At 60.7% G+C, this 24,744-nt stretch carries 29 protein-coding genes, 1 rRNA gene and 1 other RNA gene; 11 read left to right on the top strand and 20 right to left on the bottom strand.

All coding sequences use genetic code 11. From position 1 onward, the window contains the following. The 5 genes from BQ4436_RS06795 to BQ4436_RS06775 form a co-directional block, all read right to left on the bottom strand. Positions 1 to 91 (bottom strand): 16S ribosomal RNA (locus BQ4436_RS06795); the annotation flags it as partial. 598 nt (positions 92 to 689) lie between these two features. Further along, positions 690 to 1,445: an iron ABC transporter ATP-binding protein gene (locus tag BQ4436_RS06790; protein ID WP_070362871.1), complete on the bottom strand. Its 756-nt coding sequence runs from the start codon at positions 1,443 to 1,445 to the stop codon at positions 690 to 692. After that, the gene (locus BQ4436_RS06785; RefSeq protein ID WP_070976013.1) at positions 1,442 to 2,464 is read right to left on the bottom strand and encodes an iron chelate uptake ABC transporter family permease subunit; all 1,023 of its coding nucleotides are present in this window, start codon (positions 2,462 to 2,464) and stop codon (positions 1,442 to 1,444) included. The genes BQ4436_RS06790 and BQ4436_RS06785 overlap by 4 nt, the downstream gene beginning before the upstream one ends. Then, entirely contained in the window at positions 2,457 to 3,431 is a 975-nt protein-coding gene (locus BQ4436_RS06780; protein WP_070476993.1) for an ABC transporter permease, read from the bottom strand. The genes BQ4436_RS06785 and BQ4436_RS06780 overlap by 8 nt, the downstream gene beginning before the upstream one ends. Then, positions 3,431 to 4,453 carry a siderophore ABC transporter substrate-binding protein gene (locus tag BQ4436_RS06775; RefSeq protein ID WP_070362874.1) on the bottom strand — a complete coding sequence of 341 codons (1,023 nt, stop codon included), beginning with the start codon at positions 4,451 to 4,453 and terminating at the stop codon, positions 3,431 to 3,433. The genes BQ4436_RS06780 and BQ4436_RS06775 overlap by 1 nt, the downstream gene beginning before the upstream one ends. A gap of 264 nt (positions 4,454 to 4,717) precedes the next feature. Here BQ4436_RS06775 and BQ4436_RS12255 point away from each other — a divergent pair, with 264 nt between their 5' ends. Both BQ4436_RS12255 and BQ4436_RS12250 read left to right on the top strand, forming a co-directional pair. Then, entirely contained in the window at positions 4,718 to 4,861 is a 144-nt protein-coding gene (locus BQ4436_RS12255; protein ID WP_176754824.1) for a hypothetical protein, read from the top strand. Then, positions 4,858 to 5,004, top strand: coding sequence for a hypothetical protein (locus BQ4436_RS12250; RefSeq protein ID WP_168156196.1), 147 nt, complete (start codon positions 4,858 to 4,860; stop codon positions 5,002 to 5,004). Before BQ4436_RS12255 ends, BQ4436_RS12250 begins: the two co-directional genes overlap by 4 nt. 289 nt (positions 5,005 to 5,293) lie before the next feature. Here the strand turns inward: BQ4436_RS12250 and BQ4436_RS06770 are convergent, their stop codons facing one another. The 7 genes from BQ4436_RS06770 to prfB all read right to left on the bottom strand — a co-directional run bounded on the left by BQ4436_RS06770 (position 5,294) and on the right by prfB (position 10,853). Next, positions 5,294 to 5,980, bottom strand: coding sequence for an NAD(P)H-binding protein (locus BQ4436_RS06770; protein ID WP_070976011.1), 687 nt, complete (start codon positions 5,978 to 5,980; stop codon positions 5,294 to 5,296). Positions 5,981 to 6,500: 520 nt separating this feature from the next. Then, positions 6,501 to 6,892: a transfer-messenger RNA gene (gene ssrA, locus BQ4436_RS06765) on the bottom strand. A gap of 67 nt (positions 6,893 to 6,959) precedes the next feature. Then, on the bottom strand, positions 6,960 to 7,604 hold the full coding sequence (locus BQ4436_RS06760; RefSeq protein ID WP_070976009.1) for an SDR family oxidoreductase: 645 nt from the start codon (positions 7,602 to 7,604) through the stop codon (positions 6,960 to 6,962). Between the two features lie 12 nt (positions 7,605 to 7,616). Beyond that, complete coding sequence (gene smpB, locus BQ4436_RS06755; RefSeq protein WP_070976007.1) at positions 7,617 to 8,111, bottom strand: SsrA-binding protein SmpB; 495 nt, start codon at positions 8,109 to 8,111, stop codon at positions 7,617 to 7,619. Between the two features lie 15 nt (positions 8,112 to 8,126). Continuing rightward, positions 8,127 to 9,029, bottom strand: a complete 903-nt coding sequence (gene ftsX, locus BQ4436_RS06750; RefSeq protein ID WP_070976006.1) for a permease-like cell division protein FtsX — start codon at positions 9,027 to 9,029, stop codon at positions 8,127 to 8,129. 2 nt (positions 9,030 to 9,031) lie between these two features. Further along, positions 9,032 to 9,724 (bottom strand): cell division ATP-binding protein FtsE, encoded by a 693-nt coding sequence (ftsE, locus tag BQ4436_RS06745; RefSeq protein ID WP_070976004.1) that lies wholly within the window; start codon positions 9,722 to 9,724, stop codon positions 9,032 to 9,034. Positions 9,725 to 9,749: 25 nt separating this feature from the next. After that, a complete protein-coding gene (prfB, locus tag BQ4436_RS06740; protein ID WP_070976072.1) occupies positions 9,750 to 10,853 on the bottom strand; it encodes a peptide chain release factor 2 in 1,104 nt (367 codons plus the stop codon). Between the two features lie 57 nt (positions 10,854 to 10,910). Here prfB and BQ4436_RS06735 point away from each other — a divergent pair, with 57 nt between their 5' ends. Next, positions 10,911 to 11,726: an inositol monophosphatase family protein gene (locus BQ4436_RS06735; RefSeq protein WP_070976002.1), complete on the top strand. Its 816-nt coding sequence runs from the start codon at positions 10,911 to 10,913 to the stop codon at positions 11,724 to 11,726. Then, the gene (gene hisN / locus BQ4436_RS06730; RefSeq protein ID WP_070976000.1) at positions 11,710 to 12,498 is read left to right on the top strand and encodes a histidinol-phosphatase; all 789 of its coding nucleotides are present in this window, start codon (positions 11,710 to 11,712) and stop codon (positions 12,496 to 12,498) included. Before BQ4436_RS06735 ends, hisN begins: the two co-directional genes overlap by 17 nt. Before the next feature lie 22 nt (positions 12,499 to 12,520). Here the strand turns inward: hisN and BQ4436_RS06725 are convergent, their stop codons facing one another. Further along, positions 12,521 to 13,378, bottom strand: a complete 858-nt coding sequence (locus BQ4436_RS06725) for a S1 family peptidase (protein ID WP_255366146.1) — start codon at positions 13,376 to 13,378, stop codon at positions 12,521 to 12,523. A gap of 122 nt (positions 13,379 to 13,500) precedes the next feature. On the opposite strand from BQ4436_RS06725, the gene BQ4436_RS06720 reads away from it, so the two are divergent. The 7 genes from BQ4436_RS06720 to BQ4436_RS06690 all read left to right on the top strand — a co-directional run bounded on the left by BQ4436_RS06720 (position 13,501) and on the right by BQ4436_RS06690 (position 19,566). Beyond that, the gene (locus BQ4436_RS06720) at positions 13,501 to 14,703 is read left to right on the top strand and encodes an amidohydrolase (protein WP_070975998.1); all 1,203 of its coding nucleotides are present in this window, start codon (positions 13,501 to 13,503) and stop codon (positions 14,701 to 14,703) included. 22 nt (positions 14,704 to 14,725) lie between these two features. Then, positions 14,726 to 15,931, top strand: coding sequence for a DUF418 domain-containing protein (locus BQ4436_RS06715; protein ID WP_070975997.1), 1,206 nt, complete (start codon positions 14,726 to 14,728; stop codon positions 15,929 to 15,931). After that, positions 15,928 to 16,374, top strand: coding sequence for a GNAT family N-acetyltransferase (locus BQ4436_RS06710; protein ID WP_070362884.1), 447 nt, complete (start codon positions 15,928 to 15,930; stop codon positions 16,372 to 16,374). The genes BQ4436_RS06715 and BQ4436_RS06710 overlap by 4 nt, the downstream gene beginning before the upstream one ends. 76 nt (positions 16,375 to 16,450) lie before the next feature. Then, positions 16,451 to 17,452, top strand: a complete 1,002-nt coding sequence (locus BQ4436_RS06705; RefSeq protein ID WP_070975995.1) for an ABC transporter substrate-binding protein — start codon at positions 16,451 to 16,453, stop codon at positions 17,450 to 17,452. Between the two features lie 2 nt (positions 17,453 to 17,454). Further along, complete coding sequence (locus tag BQ4436_RS06700) at positions 17,455 to 18,438, top strand: FecCD family ABC transporter permease (protein ID WP_070975994.1); 984 nt, start codon at positions 17,455 to 17,457, stop codon at positions 18,436 to 18,438. Beyond that, on the top strand, positions 18,438 to 19,208 hold the full coding sequence (locus BQ4436_RS06695; protein ID WP_070975992.1) for an ABC transporter ATP-binding protein: 771 nt from the start codon (positions 18,438 to 18,440) through the stop codon (positions 19,206 to 19,208). Before BQ4436_RS06700 ends, BQ4436_RS06695 begins: the two co-directional genes overlap by 1 nt. A gap of 28 nt (positions 19,209 to 19,236) precedes the next feature. Continuing rightward, positions 19,237 to 19,566 (top strand): ArsR/SmtB family transcription factor, encoded by a 330-nt coding sequence (locus BQ4436_RS06690; protein WP_070975990.1) that lies wholly within the window; start codon positions 19,237 to 19,239, stop codon positions 19,564 to 19,566. Here BQ4436_RS06690 and BQ4436_RS06685 read toward each other — a convergent pair whose 3' ends face one another. The 7 genes from BQ4436_RS06685 to BQ4436_RS06655 form a co-directional block, all read right to left on the bottom strand. After that, positions 19,567 to 20,445, bottom strand: coding sequence for an urease accessory protein UreD (locus BQ4436_RS06685; RefSeq protein WP_070975988.1), 879 nt, complete (start codon positions 20,443 to 20,445; stop codon positions 19,567 to 19,569). It lies immediately after the preceding gene. 4 nt (positions 20,446 to 20,449) lie between these two features. Beyond that, positions 20,450 to 21,070, bottom strand: a complete 621-nt coding sequence (ureG, locus tag BQ4436_RS06680; protein ID WP_070362890.1) for an urease accessory protein UreG — start codon at positions 21,068 to 21,070, stop codon at positions 20,450 to 20,452. Between the two features lie 22 nt (positions 21,071 to 21,092). Beyond that, positions 21,093 to 21,809, bottom strand: a complete 717-nt coding sequence (locus BQ4436_RS06675; RefSeq protein ID WP_070975987.1) for an urease accessory protein UreF — start codon at positions 21,807 to 21,809, stop codon at positions 21,093 to 21,095. After that, positions 21,790 to 22,263, bottom strand: a complete 474-nt coding sequence (locus tag BQ4436_RS06670; RefSeq protein ID WP_070362892.1) for an urease accessory protein UreE — start codon at positions 22,261 to 22,263, stop codon at positions 21,790 to 21,792. Before BQ4436_RS06670 ends, BQ4436_RS06675 begins: the two co-directional genes overlap by 20 nt. Before the next feature lie 99 nt (positions 22,264 to 22,362). Next, positions 22,363 to 24,075: an urease subunit alpha gene (gene ureC, locus BQ4436_RS06665; RefSeq protein ID WP_070975985.1), complete on the bottom strand. Its 1,713-nt coding sequence runs from the start codon at positions 24,073 to 24,075 to the stop codon at positions 22,363 to 22,365. A 33-nt stretch (positions 24,076 to 24,108) separates the two neighbouring features. Next, complete coding sequence (locus BQ4436_RS06660) at positions 24,109 to 24,417, bottom strand: urease subunit beta (RefSeq protein ID WP_070975983.1); 309 nt, start codon at positions 24,415 to 24,417, stop codon at positions 24,109 to 24,111. Positions 24,418 to 24,430: 13 nt separating this feature from the next. Beyond that, positions 24,431 to 24,733 carry an urease subunit gamma gene (locus tag BQ4436_RS06655; protein WP_070362895.1) on the bottom strand — a complete coding sequence of 101 codons (303 nt, stop codon included), beginning with the start codon at positions 24,731 to 24,733 and terminating at the stop codon, positions 24,431 to 24,433. Positions 24,734 to 24,744 lie beyond the last annotated feature (11 nt).

Below are 24,744 nucleotides of genomic sequence, written 5' to 3'. Positions count from 1 at the left end.
ACCCCTGCAAGCAGGAGCCTTTCCGTTCGACTTGCATGTGTTAAGCACGCCGCCAGCGTTCATCCTGAGCCAGGATCAAACTCTCCACAAAAACTATTTCAGAAAGAAACAAGGCCGTGAAAAGCCCGAAAACCTAACCAAAAACAAACCAACCACCAACAACAACCAAAACAGTCATCGCCAGTGTCTGGCAAAATCCTAAAATTACAAAAACTGTAAAGTACAAACAACCAGTCCCAACCCGACGGGGCAAAACAGGACCAGTCACAACCACATCAACCAATACAGTCAACGCGACCGTGCATCTGCACCACACCAGTGACACCCAATCATAGGTTCAAGCATCACCGCCGGCACACACCAAAACATGGCACACAGCACGCAACCAAAAGTCAATGCAATCAAAAATATAAAAAGTACATTGGCACACTATCGAGTTCTCAAACAACAACCGCACACCCAACAACCAACCCCACAACCAGAGCCAGCGTCAAGCAGCTGAAACAAAGTTACACACCCGTAAACACAAAGTCAAATCCAACCAAACCAGCCAGACTCAAAACCGCCCACAAGCAGCAACTTTATTCACTTTGATCATTCCCTCCAAGCGACCAGGCCGCTCGTCGGCAACGAGGGATAACTTAACCACGAACCAACAAACAACACAAATCGCCTGCGTAACGAGCATTTTAGTGATATGTAGCGAGTGGCCCATCCGGGCCCTCAATTACATGCACGGGCGTGTTGAAGATTTGCGTGAGCAACTCGTCGTTCATGATTTCGCGCGGAGTCCCAAACGCGGCGATCTGACCATCCTTGGTGGCGCAGATGTAGTCGGCGTACTTCGCTGCGAAGTTGATGTCGTGCAGCACGATGATGATGGTCCGCCCGAAGTCCCTCGCGGCGGAGTACAGGTGCTTCATCATTTCCACCGAGTGTGCAATGTCGAGATTGTTTAGTGGTTCGTCGAGAAGAACATAGTCAGTTTCCTGGCAGAGCACCATCGCAACGTAAGCGCGCTGACGCTGCCCTCCTGAGAGCTGATCCAGGTAACGGTTTTCGAGTTCGTGGAGACCAAGGAAGTCGATGTACTTCGAGATGATCTGCTCGTCCTCGGGAGTGAGACGTCCATGGCTGTACGGGAAGCGCCCGAAGCCGACGAGCTGGCGCACCGTCAGGCGCGTCACAAAGTGGTTCTCCTGACGCAAGATCGAGATGATCTTTGCGAGATCTTTTGATTTAGCGCTGGTGACGTCCATACGGCCGATTTCGACGGTGCCGGAGTCGATAGCTAAGAGACGCCCAATCATCGTGAGGAGCGTCGACTTGCCCGCACCGTTCGGTCCAACGAGCGCGGTGATGCCACCAGCGGGAATCTCGATATTGACGGGTCCGATTTTGACGTCGTCGCCGTAGTCTTTGCGGACTTCTTTCAGCGTGATCATAAGCGTCCCTTCTTCAAGATGACTGCCAAAAAGGTGATGCCACCGACGAGCTCAATGATGATTGACACGACGCCCTGCGCATAAAACACGTGGTTCATGATGAAGTAGGCGCCACTGAGTACGCAGAATCCCAGCAGTACTGCCATTGGGAAGATGTAACGGTGGTCGTAGGTATCGCAGAATTGGTACGCGAGCGTCGCTACGAGGAACCCCAGGAACGTCATCGGCCCGACGAGCGCGGTCGAGACCGCCATCAAGATGGAGACCAGCACCAATGTGAAGATCGAGTGGAATCGGTGGCTAACGCCGAGGTTCACGGTGACATCTCTGCCGAGTGCGAGGACGTTGAGGTGGCGTGAATTGAAGACCAGTAGTGCTGTGGCGCCGACCGCGAGTGGGATAGCGACCGGATAGTACTCAGGATCCGCGTTGTTGACGGAGCCAAACAACCGCGCGGTGAGGACGTCGAACTCGCTTGGTGTGAGGAGGCGCTGCATGAACGTCGACACGCTGCCGAGTCCGCCACCGATCACGATGCCGACCAGCAGCATCGCGTGCATATTTGCGTGCTTTCCGGACAACAGCCACGCGTACAGCACAAGGCTCAGGCCAACCATGAGCACTAGCTGCAGCACGAACATCTGGAGCGTATATCCATTGTTCAGGCCAGCGGCACCGAGGAAGAACACGGTCGAGGTGTGAATCGACACGTAGAGGGCTTCAAAACCCATGATGGACGGCGTAATGATGCGGTTGTTCGTCACCGTTTGGAACGAAACGGTCGCCACCGCCTGGCACAGCGCCACAATCGCCATCGCGATAACCGAGTTCAAACGGCGCTTCGCAATCAGCCAGTATCCGGTGGTGCCGAAGTCCATGGGGTTGCCGTACGCCAACAGACCGGCAGTAAACCCTACGGCGGCGATGATAAGGCACGCAAGAATTATCCAGTAGCGGGTTTTGCTCTTGGTGGATTGGAAGGCTCCGACGAAGCGGGCGTCGATAAGCTGTTTAGGCACGGCGACTCTGCCTCACGATCAAGAAGACGAAAACCACCGCACCGATGATGCCCAAGATGACGGACACCGGGATCTCGAACGGGGCGATGATCGTGCGGGCCAGTAAGTCGCACACGGTGACGATGCCGACGCCAAGGAGGCAGACCCACGGAAGGTTGGAGCGGAGGTCGTCGCCACGCATCATGGAAACAATGTTGGGAACAATGAGCCCAAGAAAAGGAAGATTGCCGACGACCACCGTCACGACGCCCGCTGCGACCGCAACGAGGCTCGTTCCGACCAAGATGATGCGGCCGTAGTTAAGGCCAATGTTCGTGGCGACGTCCTCCCCCAGGCCGGCGGCCGTAAGGCGGTCGGCGTAGAAGAACACGGCAATCACGACCGCGACGACGATCCAGAGTACCTCGTACTGCCCGGAAATCACTGAGGTAAACGAGCCAGCGAACCAAATCCCGAGCGACTGAAGCAGGTCAGTTTGAAGCGCCCAAAACGTGGAGAATGCGCTGACAACGGCGCCGAGCATGATGCCGACGATCGGGACGATCAGGCTCGAGCGCAGCGTCACCCTCCGAAGGAACGCAAAGAAGACCATCGTCCCGATGAATGCGAAGGTGACGGAAATGATCATGCGCTGCAGGATCGTGCCGTCGGGCAAAAATACGTACGACGCCAGCAAGCCCAGGCCAGCCCACTCGGTGGTACCCGTCGTGGTGGGCTCGACGAAGCGGTTCTGCGTGAGCATCTGCATGATCAGACCGCTCATCGCCATCGCGGCGCCAGCAAGCACCAGCGCGATAGTGCGCGGAACGCGGGTGGTTTTGAACATGTCCCAGCCGTCGCTTGATCGAAAAACGTCGTACTGGCCAACCAATAAGGACAGGGCCAGCAGCACGATCACAATGACGAGACCCACCCCAAGCTTCCAGTTAAGAAGTTTGGGGTGGGTGCGCGTACCCGGTTGCGCCATTACTTGGCGGCCTCCAGCTGGTCAGCAATGCCGTTCAGGATTTCGGTGTAGGTCAGGATGGACTCGTTGATGTAGGTGTCCTGCGGAGCCACATAGATGTGGTTCTCCTTGACTGCGGTGACATTCTGCAGTGCGGCAGAGTCGCTCAGCACGCTCAGAGCAGCCGGGGACTCCCCTTCCTTCTTAATGGCCGCGTCGCGGTCAAGGGCGAAGATCCAATCTGGGTTGGAGTCGGCGATAGCCTCAACAGAAATATCGTCACCCTTGTGGTCGCTCGAGGCGTTTTCTACCTTCAGCGCCGGAGTGAAACCGATGAGGTCAAAGAGGGGGCCAAAGGTGCGGCCGATGCCCGGCGCAACATATCCGATTTCCCCACCAGAAACGTTGACAGCCATCACGGTCTGCGCTGGGTCGTATGCGTCGCGAGCACGCTGTACTGCCTTGGTGAAGTCTTCGACGGTTTTCTCCGCTTCGGCCTGCTTACCGAAGATTTCGCCGAGCTCGAGGGTCTGACGGATCAATTCACGGTCGAAGGGTTCATCGTCACGTGGTTCGAAGTCGACGAGTACTGCGTTTGGAACAAGTTTCTGAATCTCGTCGTCGTACTTTTCAAAACGCTGGCCCGAGATGATTACGTCCGGGTCAGCTGCAACGATGATCTCCAGATTCGGCTCCTTGTGATTGCCGATGTCCGCAATATCGTCATTGTCTCGCAGGCCCGGAACATCTTTCGAAACCAACTTCTTTGGCGCCGCAACCGGCTTCACACCCCAGGAGTCCAGGAGCTCGAAGGTGCGGTTGTCGAGCGCAACGACGCGCTTCGGCGGAGTCGGCACAGTCTTTTCGCCATAGTTGTCGGTCACGGTCACGGTGCCGTTTTCCGCGGCAGTCGTCGTAGCGGAGGCGCTAGCCTGGGTCTCCGAAGTGGACGCGTTGTTCGACTCTGCTTCAGAGCAGGCGGTCAGCGTCATCGCTGCGGCGGCTGCAACAGCCACGATGGTCTTACGTGAAAAACGAATCATGTTGAAAAGTATCCTTGCTACTCATATCCAAGGGTAGGGTTACCTCACTCAGCCTAAATCACCCATGAGAGTTAGGCAAGGCTTAGAGAAGAAAGTAATTATCGACGTCCCCCTCTTCTTACCCCCGCGTCTTGCATCTACGCAGCTTAGATCGCATCGAATCAGCCATTGGCCGCAGCCCCATCTGGTGCAAGCACACCTTAGCTGTGACAGAATACTCGGAGCACTGGATCTCACCGCGTCAGTACAATAGGAGGACTCCAAATGTCCACAATCGCAGTCTTCGCATTCTTTCTCGCCTACATCGTTGCCCCTAGCAGTCCCATCGTATGGATCCTGCTTGCGGTCGCGGTTGTCGCCCTCACCTGGGACACAGTCGCGCTCGTGCGAAAGGATGCTTCCCGATGAACTCACCACTCAACAACTCAGCCATCTACATCCTCGGTACTGCCCTTGCATATCTGGCGACCGGCTGGGCCTGGACGATTGCCATAGGCGCTGCCGCAGCTCTTTCAGCATTCTCCCGCCACCTGTACACAGACAAGGCGTAACGTCACTGAGGGGAACGGAAGAGATTCTACCGATCGTCAATAAACGTGAGATCCCCTCCAAGCCAAAAGCCGCCACTCACAGTGACGGCTACAACTAGCTATGTGCTTTACCCTTCGGTGAACGAGTCCCACGGAGCACCAACCATATCGGCAAGTTCAATATCCGCTTCATCTTCCGAAACCAGCTTCATATTCTAGGGCCAATACTCACCACGTATTCGAGCAAATCTTCACCCGTGTTCAACTGGCTCGCTCATCACGCTTTACCTTTCACTTGGGGCTCCGGCCTCTAGATGTCTTTGACGCTGCCTTCGCCGTCAATGAACTCCAGCGGCGACGCCGGGAAATGCTCACGACCGACGACCTCGGTAACAACATCCGCGACAAGCTCCCGGGAAGTCGTCATGCTGCTGGCGCGCTCTGCATTATTGCCCAGCACGGTAATGCCCTCAGCAGGCTCTTCGGTGAGCGCCGCTGGGCCGAGGATCAGGTAGTTGAGGTCCGTCGAGTTCAGCTTCTTATCGACGGCCTTCTTCGACTCGACATACGCATACCACGACTCATCCGAAGGGTCGGTCGTGTTCTCCGTGGCACCGACGTAGGAGATCATCACGTAAGCCGGTGCTTGCTGCCCCTCCACAGCCAGTTTCTCTAGCCCAGCAATGGAAGCGAGGGCGGCGTCGCGGTCGACTGCCCACGTCACCTCCGCACCAGTGCGTCCACCGTTACCGGCACCCCACACCACAACGTCATACTGGGCAAGGAGCTCAGCCCAGTCCTCAACGGAGATCTCGGTCAGGTCCCGCAGGACAGGGGTAGCACCGAGTGCTTCAATATCGGCAGCCTGGTCGGGGTTGCGTATGAGGGAATGGACAGTATGGCCAGCGGCGACGAGCTTTGGCGCTGCCAACAGCCCCACCTTGCCGTGGCCACCGATGTACAGAACGTTCTTGCGTGCAGTCGTCGTTTCAGTCATGGGCGCCACTGTACGCGTCATCTGCTTTCTCTAACGGTTGGCCGAAATTTGGGTCATACCCAGACCCTCAACTTGTAGTTACTCTCCTTCACAATCGCCCACAATCGAAAACCAAGTCCATGCAACGTATCCGACATATGCGAGCGGAAGAACCAGCGGTAAGAAAATGCCAGCAACCGCGCACATCGTAAGTGCGCCGATGGCCACCCGTGCGAATGACGGTTCAGAACCTGAAGCAACGAGCCTTACCGTCACTACGGCGGTAACGAAGCAGAGGACAACAGTCAGCTCCCACGGGATCCCGCTTCTGGTGGCCAAGATCACCGTCGCAATACCAACACAAATCCACAGGACCTTTGGAAGACTCACACTAGAACCCGATCCATTCCTTAGGGACAGTCACACTGAAGCGTAACAAGCTCGGTCTACCGAGCACCAGGTATGCAACCTGAAGCCGATGGAATAGCCTCGGCAAGATATGAAGAAAATGACCCTCTACCTGCTTAAACAAGTAGAGGGTCAGTGGAGCCGCCGGGAATTGAACCCGGGTCCTTCACCACCGCGCCAGGGCTTCTCCGTGCGCAGTTCGCGCACTGCCTCTGCTCGGCCCTCCGGATCAGGCAAACATGTCCGGATGACGGGCCCAGTCAGTGAAAAATGTCCCTTCCGAGGCCCCACTGACAGGGCCGGAAGGCAAGCCCCCTAAGTCGACGCCAGGTACCGGGTCGTGGGCATCCCCGGCCTGACGGACACGCAGGTCGCTGAACCTTTCTAATTAGGCAGCGAGGGCGTAGTCACGCTGAGAGTTCTTCTCTGCGTTTATTGGTTGCTACGACGCTTACGGTGGTCTCTAGCCTGCACCGGCACGCTTCCCCTGGCTTAGTCGATGAAGTCGAAACCAGAATCGACCCCTCGTACTACGGGAACCGTAGAAGCACCACCCTAGCCGACGAGTATGCTCCCGCGCAAGGGCCCCGACTTAGGCGGTTGGGGTGATGCGCAGGAATTCGACCACGGCATCCGGGCCGGCGTCGACGGCGAGGCGTGCGGCCTTCGCCACGGATTGTGGCGCCATCTTCGGCCCGTTGGTGTCGCCGTGGAGCATGTCGGTGTCGGTGCGCCCCGGGTGCAGGGAGGTCACGCGCACGGCTCCGGCTTCCTCCAAGCGGAGGGAATCGGTGAAGCCGCGCAGGCCGAATTTGGAGGCGCAGTAGGCGGAGCTGCCGTCGATACCAAAGAAGCCGGCGCCGGAGTTGATGGTCAAGATGAGGCCGTTGCTGCGTCGCAACGCGGGCAAGAGCGCTTTCGTCAGCAGCATTGGTGCGATCACGTTGACTTCCATGGTGCGACGCAGGTCGGCCTCGGTAAGGTCGGTGAGGCGGGCGGGCATCATGACGCCTGCGGCGAGCACGAGCACGTCGAGCTCTTGAATGTTCGACGCCGCCTCCGCCATCGCAGCACTGTCGGTGAGGTCAACCTCGAAGGGCTCGGCGTTGGGCAGTGCGCTGACGACCTCGGAGGCGTAGCGGGAGGCGCCGACGTAGACGTGGTGGTCGCGGCCGAGTTCCTCCGCGATCGCACGACCGATACCGCGGGAGGCGCCTGTGACGAGTGCTTGCTTCAACCTGAAATCTCCTTAGGCCTTGATGCCTTTGAACTTCCTGCCAAGGTCACGAGCAATTTCGCGATCTTCGGCGCGGCGTTTGATGGCTTGTCGCTTGTCGTAGTCCTGCTTACCCTGCCCCAGGCCGAGCTCCACTTTCGCGCGGCCGTCCTTGAGGTAGAGCGAGAGCGGGATGAGGGTGCGGTTACCGTCGCGAAGTTTGCCCTGTAGGGAGTCGATTTCGCGGCGGTGCATTAGTAGCTTGCGGGTCCGGCGTGGAGGGTGGTTCGTCCAGTGCCCTTTCGAGTATTCGGGGATGTGCATGTTGCGCAGCCAGACCTCGCCGTTATCGATGGTGGCGAATGCTTCGACCAGCGACACCTTGCCTTCGCGCAGCGACTTAATCTCGGTACCGACAAGCACGATGCCGGCCTCCCAGGTGTCCAGGATGTTGTAGTCGTGCCGCGCTTTGCGGTTGGTCGCAAGTACCCCGGTGTTGCTCAGCTTCTGTTTCTTCTTCTTGCCCATAGGCGTTCCACCCTACTACTTCCGCACGTAGCTGCGCAGTGCCACCTGAGCTGCGAGGGCGCCGATGACGACGGCCCCGAGTCCGACAAGCGGCATCACTGTCATGACGGCGGAGTCCGGAACGCGGGCGACGAGTTGGGAGGCGTAGAGGTCACCGAGGATCGGGTCGACGAGCGAGCGCTTCCCCACCCACGCCAACACGGTGGCAAGTACTGCACCGATCAGCACGGAGAGCACCGCTTCCAGCACGAATGGGGCCTGGGTGAACCAGCGGGATGCACCCACCATGCGCATAATGGCGATCTGCTCGCGGCGGTTGTACGCGGCGAGCTGGACCATGTTCACGATCAGGAACAGCGAGGCCAGTGCCTGCGCGGCGGCGACGACGAAGGTCACGTTGCGGAAGGTGTCCATGGTGCCGGCGGCCTCGCGTACGGTGTCGGCCTGGTCGCTGACCATGGCAACCTGCGGCATGTCGCGGATGGCGTCGATAGGTGCGATGTCGGAGGGGTCCTTGAGGCGCACGTGCAGCGCGGCGGGCAGCGCGTCCGGGGAGGTTTCGCGCACGAGGTCCGGCTCGGAGTCCTGGAAGAGCTCCACGAAGCGTTCGTAGGACTGCTCGCGGGAACGGAAGGTCACCTGTTCGACGCGGTCGTCGGCTTGCAGGGTGTCGCGCACCTCGCGGCAGGCCTCGGAGGAGCAGTCGCTGTCCTCGGCGGAGATGGTCTCGTCGAGCTCCACCATGACTTCGACACGGTCGAGGTAGAGGTCCTTCGTCGCGCTCGTCGCCTGCGAGATAAGGATGCCTGCGCCGACGAGCACGAGCGAAAGCGCGGTGGTGATGATGAGCGCGATGGTCATCGTGAAGTTGCGCCCGAGGCCGCGGAGGCCTTCGCGGAAAATGAAGTTCCAGTTCATGCTTATCCCCTCACGGTTCCGTAGACGCCGTTGGCGTCGTCGCGAACAAGTTTGCCCAGGTGTAGTTCCATGACGCGCTGGCGCATCTCGTTGACGGCGCGCGCGTTGTGGGTGGACATCACAACGGTGGTGCCAAGGCGGTTGATGCGCGCGAGCAACGCCATGATTTCGTCGGCGGTAGCGGGGTCGAGGTTGCCCGTGGGCTCGTCGGCAAGGACGAGTGGGGGCTTATCGACGAACGCTCGCGCGATTGCGACGCGCTGCTGCTCGCCGCCTGACAGTTCGTGTGGCATACGGTTCGCTTTCGCATCCAGTCCGACCAGCTCAAGGGCCTCCGGCACCAGTTTTGCGATGCGCTGCTTCTTCTTCCCGATCACCTCGAGCGCGAACGCCACGTTGTCGTAGACGTTCAACTTGGGAAGCAGCCTGAAGTCCTGGAAGACGTAGCCGATGGACTGGCGCAGCAGGTTCACCTTGCTGCCTTTGAGGGCGTTGACGTGGAAGTCGCCGAAGTGGATGTCCCCCGAGGTCAGGTTTTCCTCACGGATCATCAGCTGCAACAGCGTCGACTTTCCGGAACCGGACGGGCCGATGAGAAAGACGAAGTCGCCGTCAGCAATTTCGAATGAGACATCGTCGAGTGCTGGTCGTGTGGACGTCGGGTAGACCTTCGTCACGTTGGAAAAAGTGATCACCCGCTACACACTACTACTTCTTCTGTTACTCCTGTGACTGAAGTTGCTCCATGCGCCAGCGGATACCGGACTCCAGGAAGCCGTCAATGTCGCCGTCGAGCACCTTTTGTGGGTCGCCTACCTCGTAGTTCGTACGGAGGTCCTTCACCATCTGGTACGGGTGCAGCACATAAGAGCGCATCTGGTTGCCCCAGCTGGCGTTGCCGCCGGCGCCAAGCGCGTCCATCTCGGCCTTTTCCTCCATGCGTTTCTTCTCTAGGAGCTTGGACTGCAGCACGTTGAGCGCGGACGCCTTGTTCTGGATCTGGGATTTCTCGTTCTGGCAGGTCACTACGATGCCGGTCGGGATGTGCGTGATGCGCACCGCCGAGTCCGTGGTGTTCACCGACTGCCCGCCGGGGCCGGAGGAGCGGTAGACGTCCACACGGATATCGGAATCCGGGATGTCGATGTGGTCGGTGTGCTCGACCACCGGCAACACCTCCACCTCAGCGAACGAGGTCTGGCGCCGCGCCTGGTTGTCGAACGGCGAGATACGCACCAGCCGGTGCGCGCCCTGCTCGACGGAGAGCTGGCCGTACATGTATTCGCCGTGCACCACGAAGGTCGCCGACTTAATCCCAGCCTCTTCCGCGTAAGAAATGTCGTACACGTCCACCTTGTGACCGTGCTTTTCCGCCCAGCGGATGTACATGCGCATGAGCATCTCGGCCCAGTCGGCAGCATCAACACCACCGGCGCCGGAACGGATGTTGACCACGGCTTCGCGTTCGTCGTACTCGCCGGACAACATCGTCTGCACTTCCAGGGAATCGACGTCCGCTTCGACGGCGTCGAGCTCATCGTCGGCGAGCGAAGGATCGCCCTCCTCTTCGGCGAGTTCGTACATGACGGGGAGGTCGTCGATACGCGAGCGCAAGCTCGTGACTTTCTTCAGGCGAGCCTGGACGCCGGAGAGCTCCGAGGTGACCTGCTGCGCGTGGGCGGGGTCGTCCCAGAGGCTCGGGTCGCCGGCTTGCTGCTCGAGTTCTTTGATGCGCAGGGCCATTTCGTCGAGGTCCATGACTTTTTCGATGGTGGTCAACGTGGCGTCAATACGTTTGATTCGAGCGAGCGTCTCCGGTTGCATACCGTCGAAGTCTAGACGACGCTCCACAAATCGCGCGCACAGCCCCATAATGGGTACATGACTTCTTTTTTCATTGAGCAACATCGCGACTCTGATGACGCAACACTGGCCGCCGCGCTAGTTGAGCATGCTGGCTCGCTTGCGCTGCGGATGCGGGAGGAAGGCCTTTCGACGGATTACAAGACCTCAATTTCTGACGTGGTGACGGAAGCGGACCGTGCCGCGGAACGATTCGTCGCAGAAACGCTCGCCGAGCTGCGCCCACACGACGGCGTCCTCGGCGAAGAGGGTGCTTCCAAACATGGCGATTCCTCACGGACGTGGGTGATTGACCCGGTTGATGGCACGTTTAACTTCACGCAGGGATCGGACTACTTCTGCTCGGCGCTCGCGCTGGTAGAGGGCGACCCCTCGGACCCGGCGCGCATCCTGATTGGCGCGGTGCACCGCCCGGCGATGAATACGACGTGGCTTGCCCACGATGGCGTCGCGACGCGCAACGGCGACCCATTGCCCGACCTCGAGGCGGCGTCGCTGGCCTCGCAGGGCCTGGTGACGTACCTGCACCCGACGTTCATGCGCGATGACGTCATCCGGAACGCGTGGTTGCGCGCGGTGCGCGACGCGGCGACGATCCGCATGTGGGGCGCCGGTTCCGTGGACCTGTCTAATATCGCTAGTGGCCAGCTGGGCGGCTGGCTGCAGCACTCCGTCGCCGACTGGGATTGGCTGCCGGGCAAGGCGCTCATTGAGGCCGTTGGGGGCGTGGCAAAGAAGGTGCCTGCTGGCGGGGTGACCTGGTGTGTTGCCGGAAATCCACAAATTGTGTCGGACATTGAAGCTAGGCTTACTGAGCATGACGAATCTTTATGACGATGACCTCGCACTTGCACTAGAGCTTGCGGATGCTGCCGACGCGATTACGCTCGACCGCTTCGAGGCTTCCGACCTGAAGGTGAAATCAAAGCCGGATATGACCCCGGTTTCCGACGCCGATGTCGCTGTCGAGGAGGTGTTGCGTGAGCGCCTCGCCGAGGCCCGCCCGGGCGACTCCATCGTCGGTGAGGAGTTCGGCGGCGAGACCGCCTTCGAGGGCCGCCAGTGGGTCATCGACCCGATCGACGGCACGAAGAACTTCGTTCGCGGTGTACCCGTGTGGGCGACGTTGATTTCACTGCTTGTCGACGGCCAACCAGTCCTAGGCGTCGTCTCTGCCCCAGCGCTTGCGCGCCGCTGGTACGCGGCCCAAGGCTCCGGCGCGTGGCGGACGTTTAACAAGGGCAGCCTGAAGCGCCTCGAGGTCTCCCACGTGGGCGAGCTTGCGGACGCCTCCCTGGCGATGTCTTCGCTTGAGGGCTGGAAGGCCCGCGGCCTGCAGGATAACTTCATTGCGCTCACTGAGCGCACCTGGCGCCTGCGTGGCTACGGGGATTTCTTCGGTTACTGCCTGGTCGCGGAGGGCGCCGTCGACATCGCAGCGGAGCCAGAGGTGTCCGTGTGGGACCTTGCTGCCCTGTCCGTCCTGGTCACCGAGGCTGGTGGCACGTTCAGCTCACTCGCCGGTGAGCCTGGGCCGCACGGTGGCGACGCGATCGCCACGAACGGGCTGCTGCACGACGCCGCCCGCGAGGTGATCGGCGCCTAAGAAACTTCAAGCGCTTGAAGCCTTAAGGCAGGCGGAAGCCGTTGTCCAGCGTGGACAGCACCGCGTCCATCCGGACGGCGCCCGTCGGCGCGTGAATCACGCCCTGCAGCGGGCTGTGGCACGAGACATCGAACGGTGATGGGAGGACCCCGCCGTTCAGAATTCCGACGAGGCGGTCGCCCACCACTACGGGTGCGCCCGAATCGCCCTGCATGGCGCAGGTGTGGGAGATGTTCATGGACTCCCAGTCGTGCAGCGTCACGCCGCACGTTCGGCCGGAGGCCACGCCCTGCTTGCACACCACGTTGCCGGGCTTGATCGGCTTGCTGCCGAGGTGGTTGATGTGGACGCCGTTGTAGGAGCGTGTCACCTCTGCGTTCGATCCCAGCTCGATCAGTGCGTAGTCGAGGTCCCGGTTGACCTCCACGATGGTGCCGGAAGGCCCGACTTGCCAGGAGTCGGCGGAGGTGACGGCGTCGCCAACTTCACCGCAGTGCCCGGCGGTCAGCGCGTACTTGTGCCCTTTATCGTCGTGGCCCGCCACGGCGACGGTGCACATTGATTCGGTGCCATTGGTGCGCTTCACGTAAATCGGGGTGCTGGGCCCGTAGAGGGAATTTCCCCGAGTGAGCGCCTGGTTCGAGGCCTCCGGAATCCGCGGGGCGTCGTGGAAGGAACCGGGCACGCGGTGCAGCACGTAGTCGGTCCAAGGTTTTCCGGCGAGTAGCTTCGAAGCGGCGTCGCTACGCCAGACATAGTTTGGGTCGACGTTGCCCTCGTACTCCGAGCGCACCTGCGCTGTTGCCGGTGGCGCGAACCCCACCCCTGCGACCGCGATTCCAACCCCAGCAACGAGCGCACACACTCGGCGAAGCAACATAGGCACCCTTCCACTCCAACCACAGACGTTTCTTGAGTACACAATGCCACCTTTTGCCCTAATTTGCCCCATCGGCACGGCAGCCAGCACAAAAGGTGTGGGTGCGGAACTATGCTCAAGCCATGCGCCTAGAAGAAAAGTTCACGCCGTTCCTACAAAGCCTGGAAGCTCACCGCGGTGAGCTAGAGAATTTGTACAAGTGGTTCCACCAGAACCCCGAACTATCCATGCAGGAGTTTGCTACCTCCGCTCGCATTCAGGAGGAGCTGGAGGCGCTCGGCGTCGAGGTGGTGCCCGTCGGCAAAACGGGGCTCGTGGGCGTCGTGCGAAACGGCGACGGCCCAACTGTCGGTTTCCGCGCCGACTTTGACGCCCTCCCAATCAAGGAAGAAACGGGGCTTGAGTACTCGGCTTCGCCGGAGCTGGGCATCATGCACGCCTGCGGCCACGACATGCACACGACCGCACTGTTGGGTGCGGTTCGCCTGCTGCAGGAAAATACCGACGCGTGGAGCGGCACCTTCCTTGCCATCTTCCAGCCTGGCGAGGAGACTGGCGCCGGCGCCCAGGACATGGCCGACGCGGGGCTAGCCACGAAGGTACCTACCCCCGAGGTAGTGCTTGGCCAGCACGTAGGACCGATGCTGCCGAACTACGGCCTCGGCGCACTACCAGGGCCGGTGTTCGCTGCGGCCGAACAGACGAAGGTCACCATTTTCGGGCAGGGTGCCCACGGCTCGCAACCGCACAACGGCATCGACCCGGTGGTGATCGCGGCCAGCATTATCACTCGGCTGCAAACGATCGTTGCACGCGAAGTGGACCCGCAGGACATGGCCGTAGTCACGGTTGGCGCGGTCCACGCAGGCAACTCCGCGAACACGATCGCCGCGACGGCCGAGATTTCCGTTTCCACGCGCGCGTTTACCTCCGGGCTTTCGGAGAAGCTCAACGCCTCCATCAAGCGGATCGTTCGTGCAGAGTGCGAGGCCGCTGGCACGCCAAAGCCGCCCGCGTTCGAGCGCATCGGCGGCGCACCGGAGTTCCACAACGACGAGGCGACGGCCGACACTGTCATGACCGCGTTCCGGAAGAACTTCGACGAGGTCGGCGACTTCGGCAGGCTTTCCGGCTCCGAGGACTTCCCCACGATTGGCAACGCGTTCGGCGCCCCGTACTTCTACTGGTTCTTGGGCAGTGTCAAAGATATCGACGGCGCCCCTTCGAACCACTCGCCGTACTTCGCCCCTGACCTGCAGCCGGTGCTTGACCGCAGTATCCAGGCCATCTTGGTCTCTACGTCTCCGTGGTTGATGCGAGGGTAGGCCTGCCGTACGCTTTCGTTGCATGCGTACCGTAGAGCAACAGCACCGTACACGGCTCGTCGTCCCGGATATCGCGCGGGGTTTGGCGCTGCTCGGCATCGCCGTAGCCAACGCGATTTCGTACTGGCTCACTCCTTTAAGCACAACCGTGACAGGCGAGCACCCAGGCACGGTGGCTGACCAAGCCGCGACGGTCTTCGCGGCGATGTTCGTGCACGTCCGTGGCCTGCCGATGTTCTCAACGCTCCTCGGCTTCGGCTTCGGTCTGGTCGCGGCGAGTCTGGCACGCAAAGGGTACCCGGCCGGTGCTGCCCGGCGCGTGCTGGCGAAGCGCTACGGGATGCTCGCGCTCTTTGGCCTGGCACACATGTGGCTGCTGTTTAGCGGCGACATCATGTTGACCTACGGGCTTATTGGTGTGCTGATGGCGATGTTCCTGCGCGTGCGCTCGGGGGTGCTCTACGTCATTGCTGGCATCATTCTGGGACTGTCGTGCATTGTGTACTCGCTGGTTGCGGTGTTTTTCTATGGAACACCCCTGGACCTTGCAACGCCGGCACCGGATGCTAGCTCCTTTGCCACGTACTTTGCCGGGAACCAAGAGTTCGCGATCTACATGTTTTTCTCGCAGCCCCTCGTTGTGATCCAGCTGGGCGCGCTTTCCCTGATTGGTTTTGTGTGGGCGCGTGACGGCGTGCTCACTGACGTGAATGAGCACGCGCGGACGCTGTGGATTTGGGTAGCGGTGGCCGTCGCTGTCGTTGTTGCGATCGGCATCCCACTTGGGCTTGCACAGCTGGGCATCCTGCCTGCGTCGACAGCGGCATTTTGGTCAATTTTGAACCAGAGCTTCGGGATGCTCACCGGACCGGGCATCCTGGCTGCGTTCGCGCTGGCAACGCAGCACTGGAACCAGCAGCCACCGCGCTGGACGATGCCGATGATCGCCCTGGGGAAGCGCTCCATGTCCGGCTACCTTCTGCAGACGTTCGTGTTGCTTCCGACCGCGGTACTGATCGGCTACTCGTGGCTGCCGGGTCTCGGGGAGCTCCGCCCAATATTGCTCGGGACCGCGGTGTGGCTGCTGTCGGTGGCGCTCGCCGCCCTGCTTGAGCGCATGGGCAAGCAGGGCCCGTTCGAGTCGCTGCACCGCCGCCTCTCATACGGCCCGACGCGCCGCATCGAACCATACTCAGATCCTGCGAGTGGAAAGGCCCTCCCGCAATGAGCACGCACCGAATCCAAGTAGCACCGCTTTCGGAGCTCACCTCGCTCGAGGCGTTCGAACTATTCAAGCTCCGCGTCGACGTCTTCGTCGCCGAGCAGCACTGCCCTTATCGGGAACTCGACGAGCAGGACGCGCACCCTGACACGCTGCACCTGCTCGCGTGGAACGGTGCGGTGTTGGAGGGCTGCGCCCGCGTCTTTCCCACCGCAACGGGTTCCCAGTTTGGCCGTTTCGTCGTCGCCCCGGCCGCTCGCGGCACAGGCCTGGGCGCGCAGATCGCGCGAACGGGCATCCAGCTCACCGAGCGCTGGCCGGGCGACCTGATCGTCGAGGCACAGTCTGGCCTGGTCCCCTACTACGAGCAGTTCGGCCTTGTCGCCGAGGGCGAGGAGTTCCTTGACACTGGAGTTCCGCATCGTGTGATGCGTCTTCGTCGCTCATAAATATTTTTCTAGCTTTTCCTAAGGTTTCGCGCTAGTCTCATTCTGTCAGATCATTGATTATTTGAAAGGAAGCTCCATGCGCGCAATCTCTGCAGCTCTTGGTTCTGTTCTCGTCGCAGGGCTGGCTCTGACCGGCTGCAGCTCCACGGATGAGCAAACCCCACAGGCACAGTCCGACTCCGCCATCACCATCGATAACTGTGGCACCGAGGTCACCGTTCAGGGACCGGTCCAGCGTGCGACCACGCTCGAGCAGGGCGCAACGGACACCCTGCTGTTGCTCGGCGCCAAGGATCAGATTGCAGGCTACGGCCACCAGAAGGACCTGCCACCAGCTGGCTTCTCCCTCGACGGACTGAAGGAAGTCAGCCCGTCGGTGCCGAACTCGGAGCAGCTGCGTGACGCGGACACGGACTTCATCTTCTCCCCGTTCGACGAGAACTGGCGCGCCGACGCCGCAGGTACCCGCGAGGAGTGGGCAAAGCTGGGCGTCGCCACCTTCAACCCGAACAGCGAGTGCCCGTCCTACGGCGACAACAAGGGCAAGGACTCCTTCCAGCTGATCGCGAAGGACCTCGAGGACCTGGGCAAGCTCTTCGGCCGCGAAGAGGAGGCGAAGAAGCTCATTGAGAAGCAGACCTCCGAGCTGGAGAACGCAAAGCAGGCGCCTGAGGGCACCACGTTCATGCTGCTCTACTCGTCTGTTGGCGGTTCCCCGTACGTCGCTGGCGGCCCGTCGATCGTCACCAACATGGGAGAGCGCACCGGCATGAAGAACGTCTTCGCCAACCTGGATGAGGAGTGGCCGCAGGTGTCGTGGGAGGCCGTCGCCGAGGCCGATCCGGACGTGATCATCCTCGCGGACCTGCCTGGCCGCGGCGAGCCGGGCGATAAGTGGGAGGAGAAGGTCGCAGACCTCGAGTCCACCCCGGGCACCAAGGAGATGAAGGCAGTCAAGAACAACATGTACATTGTGGTTCCTGGCGTCGCCACCTCGGCTTCCGCTCGTTCCTACGAGGTAGTGCAGAACATCTCGAAGGCAATTGACGACGGCCTCTTCGACGGAGCAGCCAAGTAACTGTGAAGAAGACCGTCACTGTTTCAGCCATCGCGTTAGTACTGCTGGTACTCGCGATGGTTTGTTCTATTCCGATTGGCTCAAGCTCCCTGAGCTTTACTGAGCTGCGGGGGATTTTTGATCCGGCGTTGCCCGCCCCTTCCCCGCTGCGCATGTCCATCCTGACCGAGCTTCGCATCCCTCGCATCCTGATGGCTGCGATGGTCGGGGCGATCCTCGCGGTGTGCGGTGTGGCGATGCAGGCCATCACCCACAACGACCTCGCCGAGCCGTACCTGCTGGGTATTTCCTCGGGCGCGTCGACGGGCGCTGTCGTGGCTATCCTGTTCTCAACCTGGCAGTACGGCATCATCGCCGGTGCAGCGGTGGGTGCGCTCGTGTCCTTCGGCATGTTGATGCTGCTGCTGCGCAACAGTGCGGCCGACGCCGCACGTGTGGTGCTGACCGGTGTGCTGATTGGGTTCCTGTTCCAGTCGTTGACCTCGCTGATCGTTACCGCGTCCGGGAACGCTGAGTCGACCCGCGGCATCATGTTCTGGCTGCTCGGCGTGCTCAGCGCCGCGCGTTGGTACACCGTGATCGCGGTGTTCATCGTCGGCACGCTCGGCACGGTGGCGTTGTGGATGATGTCGCGCTACCTAGATGCGCTCTCCCTCGGTGATGCGACGGCGTCCACGATGGGCATTCCGGTTGTGGCGTTGCGCTACGCGGTGTTGGTGGCGGTGTCGCTGATGACGGCGGCTACGGTCGCGTCCGTCGGCGCGATCGGGTTTGTGGGCTTGATTGTTCCGCACGCTGTGCGCATGATGTCCGGCCCGCGGCACGCGAGCTTGATCCCGATTTCCGCGGTGGTCGGCGCGATCACGCTTGTGGTTGCCGACGCCATCGCTCGCGCGCTGTTCGCCCCGCAGGAACTGCCTGTCGGCGTGATCACCGCGCTCATCGGCGTCCCTGCGTTCTTCTTGATCCTGCGGAGGAAGCACTGATGTTAGAAGTCAAGAACCTTGAAACGGGCTTCCCCGGTACGACCATCCTGAGCGGCATCTCGTTCGAACTCGACGCCCCGTCCGTCATCGGGCTCGTGGGCCCGAACGGCTGCGGCAAGTCGACGTTGCTCAAATCCATCGCCGGGGTGCACCCATTCACAGGCGATGTGCTGTTCGACGGCAAGCCGCTGCGCGACTACCCTCGCACCGAGCGCGTCCACGTGCTGTCCTACGTGGCGCAGCACTCCGGCGACAAGATCCCGCTCACCGTGCGCGAGGTGATCCAACTCGGACGCAGCGCTGGCCGCGGACCGTTCGCGCAGGCCCAACCGGAGGACGAGGAAATCATCCTCCACGCGCTGCGGCACGCGGACCTCGAGGGCATCGTGGACCACAAAATGTCGGAACTGTCCGGCGGCCAGATCCAGCGAGCTATGGTGGCACGCGCGATGGCGCAGCGTTCGAAGGTGATGCTCTTGGACGAGCCCACGAACCACCTCGACTTGCATCACCAGTACAAGCTGATGAACATGCTTCGCCACCTGTCCCGTGAGCACAACACGGTCATCGTGCTGGCGATCCACGACCTGGCGCTCGCCGCGCGCTACTGCGACCGCCTCTTGCTGCTGCACGACAAGCAGCTCAAGGGCAACGGCGCGCCAGACGACGTTCTTACTCCAGCAGTCCTTGAGAATGTTTTCGGAGTGAGCGGTAACCTAGACCGAGATAACCAGGACATCCCGGTACTCCACATTTCCCATCCGGTGTAGTGAAAACGATTCCAGAAAGGTTTCAGTAGTGGCTCAGTCAGTAGATTTCCCCCATTGGACCGGGATTTTCAAGATCCTCGGGGACCAGACCCGGTTGACGCTGCTCGCTGCGATCCACCACGCCGGCCAGCATAAACTGACCGTGACCGAGCTTGCCGAGGGCACAGGGCTGCGCATCGCGACTGCTTCCGCCGCGCTGCGCGCGATGGAAAACAACGGCACGGTGTCCTCGAAGCGCGACGGTCGCAGCATCTACTACGCCATCGCAAACGATGACATCCACGAGCTGTTGCACTGGATAGGTGCGGGCCATGCCCACGATCATGGACATGGCCCGGATTCTGCCGATAACCAGTAACTAGTACTGGCGCAGGTCGATCGGCCCCTGGCCGCGCGTCTCGGCACGAACCACGTTCGCTGCCGCCTTGATGATACGCATCAGGTCCTCCGTCCAGTCAGCAACCCCGCGCAGCACGAAGCCTGGCACTTCGGTCTCTGTGACCGAGGCACTCGCGGTACCCTTACCTTCCAGGGAGTTACGCACAGCGTCCCTCACCTTCTCCAGGAGCTCTGGAGTCATGTTCGGGTCGATGCAGATGGCCGTCGCGAAGTGGGTGTGCTGGCCCAGGAAGGACCCCTTCACGTCGTTGAAGAGTTCCTTCGTCGGCTCAATGCGCACGTTGTCCACGACGGCGAGCTTGCCGTCGACGCGCACAACGTTGCGCAGGTGCGCCTGCTCATACAAGAACATACGGCCGTCCGGGGACCAGCCCGGTGTGACGATATCCGACATGAACAGCTGCGATTCCGCGTCCATATTGACGGTGATCTGCTGACGGAAGTCCGCATCACGGTACAAGATCAGCTGGTCCGGGATGTACTCCATCACAGCGTTCCCGTGCAGGGTGAACTCCACGTTCTGCACGACGTAGTCGTTCGGCGTGCGGTACACCTTCGCTGCGGACTGGTCCGTCAGGAGCACGGAGGCATCCGGTTCTACTTCGATGTCCATCCGGTACACGTCGCCACCGACGTAGCCCCCGCCGGGGTTCGCGATGGTGTAGTAGACCTGCCCGGAGTCATCCAGGTAGTGCGGGCGGATGATCTTGAACGCACCCTCGTGGTACTGCCGTTTCGCTACGGACTTGGTACCGCCAATGCCGATACCGAGCTCTAGTACACCAGTTTCCTCATGCGGCGGTTCGTGGGTGAACACCGCGCGTGACTCGCCCCACATCAAGCTACGCCTTGGTGTCGAGATCTTGCATGAGCACATCTCGACGGATCCACTCGATGACCTGGTCAAGGCCTTCGTCGGTCTTGAGGTTGGTCAGCACGAACGGCTTGTCACCGCGGAACTTCTTCGAGTCATCCGCCATGACCTGCAGGTCAGCACCGACGTACGGAGCGAGGTCCGTCTTGTTGATCACGAACAGGTCGGACTTGATCATGCCCTGGCCTGCCTTACGCGGAATCTTCTCGCCCTGCGCAACGTCGATGATGTAAATCGAGAAGTCAACGAGCTCCGGGGAGAACGTCGCGGACAGGTTATCGCCGCCGGACTCCATGAACACCAGCTCCAGGTCCGGGTGGCGGTTCAGCAGCTCCTCGTAGGCTGCCTCGTTCATCGAGGTGTCTTCACGAATAGCGGTGTGCGGGCAGCCACCGGTCTCTACGCCGATGATGCGGTCCTCTGGCAGCACGCCATCGCGGGCGAGGATGCGTGCGTCCTCGGTGGTGTAAATATCGTTGGTAATCGCAGCCATGGAGATCTCTCCCTCAAGCGCGCGCGTAATACGCTCGATGAGCTGCGTCTTACCGGAGCCGACAGGGCCACCGACGCCAATCTTGATTACTGACATACTTCTATCTTCCTTCCAAGTTTTAAGACATAAACATTCGCGAATGCAGGAACTCGTGTTCCATCTGCGCAATTTCCATATCCGGCGCCGCCACACCCAAGTCGTGGATCGTGTGCTCCATGGTCACCGCGGCGTAGCGCGACACCCAGTCATACACGCCAACCAGCAGACGCTGGCCCGCGTCCTGGCCGAGCGGGATCGCGCGGATCGCGTTCTGCACCATCGAAGTCGCAAGCTGCATGAGGTACGCCTCGACAGCGGTGTACTCCTCCACGCCAGCCGCGCCGAGCACCAGCCCGAACGCAATGCCGGGGTTGCCCTTGTACTCACGGGCCGCAAGCCCGCGGTCGTACTCGGTGACGAGCGCATCGTTGGCGTCGACAATCTTGGCAACCTTCGACATGCGCCGACCCATCGACTGCATCGCGGCGCGCAGCTCCTTCGGCGTCTGCGTCGCATGCACCAGGGCATCGAGCTCAGCGAGCTTTTCGACGCGCTCCGCCTCCGACAGGCCAGACTGCTGCAGCTCGATGGCGAACCTGGCCGCCAGGGCGTCATTAAACGTGGCCTGGTACAGGTAGCCGCGCAGCCACGTCGCGAACGTGTCGGCGTCGCGGATGACGTCACGCTGCAGGTACGTTTCCATGCCCGCGGAGTGCGCAAAGCCACCAGTTGGCAGGGCGGAGTCGGTGAGGTGCCAGACGACGAGCTGGCTGCGATTAGTGGGTGTGCTCTGCATGACGGAACGCCTTTGGCATCACGTATTCACCGCGGTGGTAGGACACACCGGTGTGCTGGATATGGTGCTCGACGGTGTGGTCGTACCGCACAACCATAACGTCCTTGTCGAATGCATTCTCGCCTGCGGCGAAGAACTGTGCCTGGAGGTGGCGGTTACCGAGCGCGTGCGCAACCTCGAGCGCCTCGCGGATCGTTGCAGGTTCGATCACCAGGACATCGGAAGCCGCGATTTTCGCGACGATCAGTTTGTCCCCCTCGCGGGCAAGAATGTCACCGTCGACGAACTCGCGGAAGTCGTTGTCGAGACGGATGCCGAGCTCGGTGCCTTGCTCGGTGGTCAGGCGCTGAATGCGCTTGACGCGGGATTCGTTGTCGAACACGACGTAGTCGCAGTTCGACGCATCAATACCCTCGGTTGTATTCACGTTGCCGAGAATCTCAGTAACGATCATTTTACGATAAGTACCTTTCAATAGTTTTTGTCGCAGAAAGAGAAAAAGCGAGCGTAGGCAGCGTCTGCTGCCCCCGCTCGCTTCTGCTACACGTCCACCTTAGAACAGGAAGTAGCGCTGTGCCATAGCCAGTTCTTCAGCTGGCTCGGAGTGGATTTCCTCACCGTTGACGGTCAGCACGTAGGTCTCCGGATCGACCTTGATGTCAGGCGTCTCGGAGTTGTACTTCATGTCTGCCTTGGAGAGGTTGCGGATGCCCTTGGCCTCAACAAACCTGCGGTTCGTGTTCAGCTGGTCCGGCACGCCGGCCTCGAATGCGGCCGTCGGCAGGAAGGTGACGCTGGTGCGGCGCACAGCGTCACCGTACGCTGCGTAGGAGTAACGCATCGTGCGTGGCTGTGGCGTCGGGATGGATGCGTTGGAGTCGCCCATCTCTGCGCGTGCGACGTAGCCGGACTTGAGCACGAGCAGCGGCTTGACGCCGAAGTGTGCTGGCTCCCAGACCACCAGGTCAGCAAGCTTGCCTTCTTCAACGGAACCGACTGCGTGCGCGATACCGTGAGCAATAGCCGGGTTGATGGTGTACTTGGACACGTAACGCTTGATGCGCTCGTTGTCGTTGCCCTCGGAGTCACCCTCGAGCGGACCACGCTGCTGCTTCATGCGGTCAGCGACCTGCCAGGTGCGCAGCACGACCTCGCCGACGCGGCCCATTGCCTGGGAGTCAGAGGAGGTGATGGAGAGGATGCCCATGTCGTGCAGGACGTCCTCCGCCGCGATGGTCTCCTTGCGGATACGGGAGTCTGCGAACGCCACGTCCTCCGGAAGATCCGGGTTCAGGTGGTGGCAGACCATGATCATGTCAAGGTGCTCTTCCAGCGTGTTGTGGGTGTACGGCAGCGTCGGGTTGGTCGACGCTGGCAGCACGTTGGAGTGGCCAGCCAGCTCAATGATGTCCGGCGCGTGACCGCCGCCAGCACCCTCGGTGTGGAAGGTGTGGATGACGCGGCCGTCAATTGCCTTGATGGTGTTGTCCACGAAGCCACCCTCGTTGAGGGTGTCGGTGTGGATCGCGATCTGGACGTCCATCTCGTCCGCGACCTTAAGCGCGTTGTCGATGGTGTTCGCGGTCGCGCCCCAGTCCTCGTGAATCTTCAGGCCGATAGCGCCGGCCTTGATCTGCTCACGCAGCGGGTTGAGCGCGGACGCGTGGCCCTTGCCCAGGAATCCAACGTTGACCGGGAAGTCAACCGAAGCCTCGATCATGTGCTTGATGTTGGTCGCACCAGCGGAGACGGTGGTTGCGTTGGTGGAATCAACCGGGCCAACGCCGCCACCGATGAGCGTGGTGGTGCCGTTGTCCAGCGCAGCCAGGACCTGCTCTGGGGAAATGAAGTGAATGTGGGTATCCACTGCACCAGCGGTGACGATCTTGCCCTCGCCGCCGATGACCTCGGTTGCGACGCCGACAACGATGTCGATGCCGTCCTGGATATCTGGGTTACCTGCACGGCCGATCTTGAGGATCTTGCCGTCCTTGATGCCGATGTCAGCAACGTAGATACCGGTGTAGTCGATAATGATCGGGCCGGTAATGACGAGGTCCGGAATCAGTTCTTCGCCGGTAACACGGGAGTTCTGCCCCATGCCGTCACGGATAACCTTGCCGCCACCGAAGTTGACTTCTTCGCCTGGCTTCAGCAGGTTCTTCTCAACGCGTGCGATCAGCGAGGTGTCCGCGAGGCGGACACCGTCGCCTGTGTGTGGGCCGTAAAGCTCAGCGTACTGACGCCTATCTATCTCAAATGCCATTTTGTTCCCTTCCTTAAAGGTTTCGTAATCCGTTTACTTGACTGGGCCGTTGACTTGGCCGTTGAAACCGTGAACTTCGCGCTTGCCGCCGAAGTCAATAAGCTCAACGGTGCGGGAATCGCCTGGCTCGAGACGGACTGCAGTACCCGACGGGATGTCGAGACGCTTGCCCATCGCAGCTTCACGGTCGAACTCGAGGGCGCTGTTTGCCTCTGCGAAGTGGAAGTGGGAGCCGACCTGGATCGGGCGGTCGCCAGTGTTCTTCACCTCGAGCGTGATCGACTCGCTTCCTTCATTCAGGATGACCTTGCCTTCAGTGATGAAGTACTCGCCTGGAATCATGGATAGTCTCCTTTTATCGGATTGGGTTGTGGACAGTGACAAGCTTGGTGCCGTCAGGGAAGGTTGCCTCAACCTGGACGTCAGAGATCATCTCTGGAACGCCTTCCATGACGTCGTCACGGGTAAGTACCTGGATGCCTTCAGACATCAACTGCGCTACGGTCTTGCCATCGCGAGCGCCCTCCATGAGGTAGTCCGTGATGAGCGCTACCGACTCTGGGTAGTTCAACTTCACGCCACGCTCCTTGCGGCGACGTGCCACATCGGCAGCAACCACGATGAGCAGCTTTTCCTGTTCGCGCTGGGTCAGCTTCATTTCTTCTCCTT

It is taken from the genome of Corynebacterium sp. MC3 (genome assembly GCF_900099485.1).
GTDB lineage: Bacteria > Actinomycetota > Actinomycetes > Mycobacteriales > Mycobacteriaceae > Corynebacterium > Corynebacterium pseudogenitalium.
This window is presented reverse-complemented; position numbering and strand designations above follow the sequence as displayed.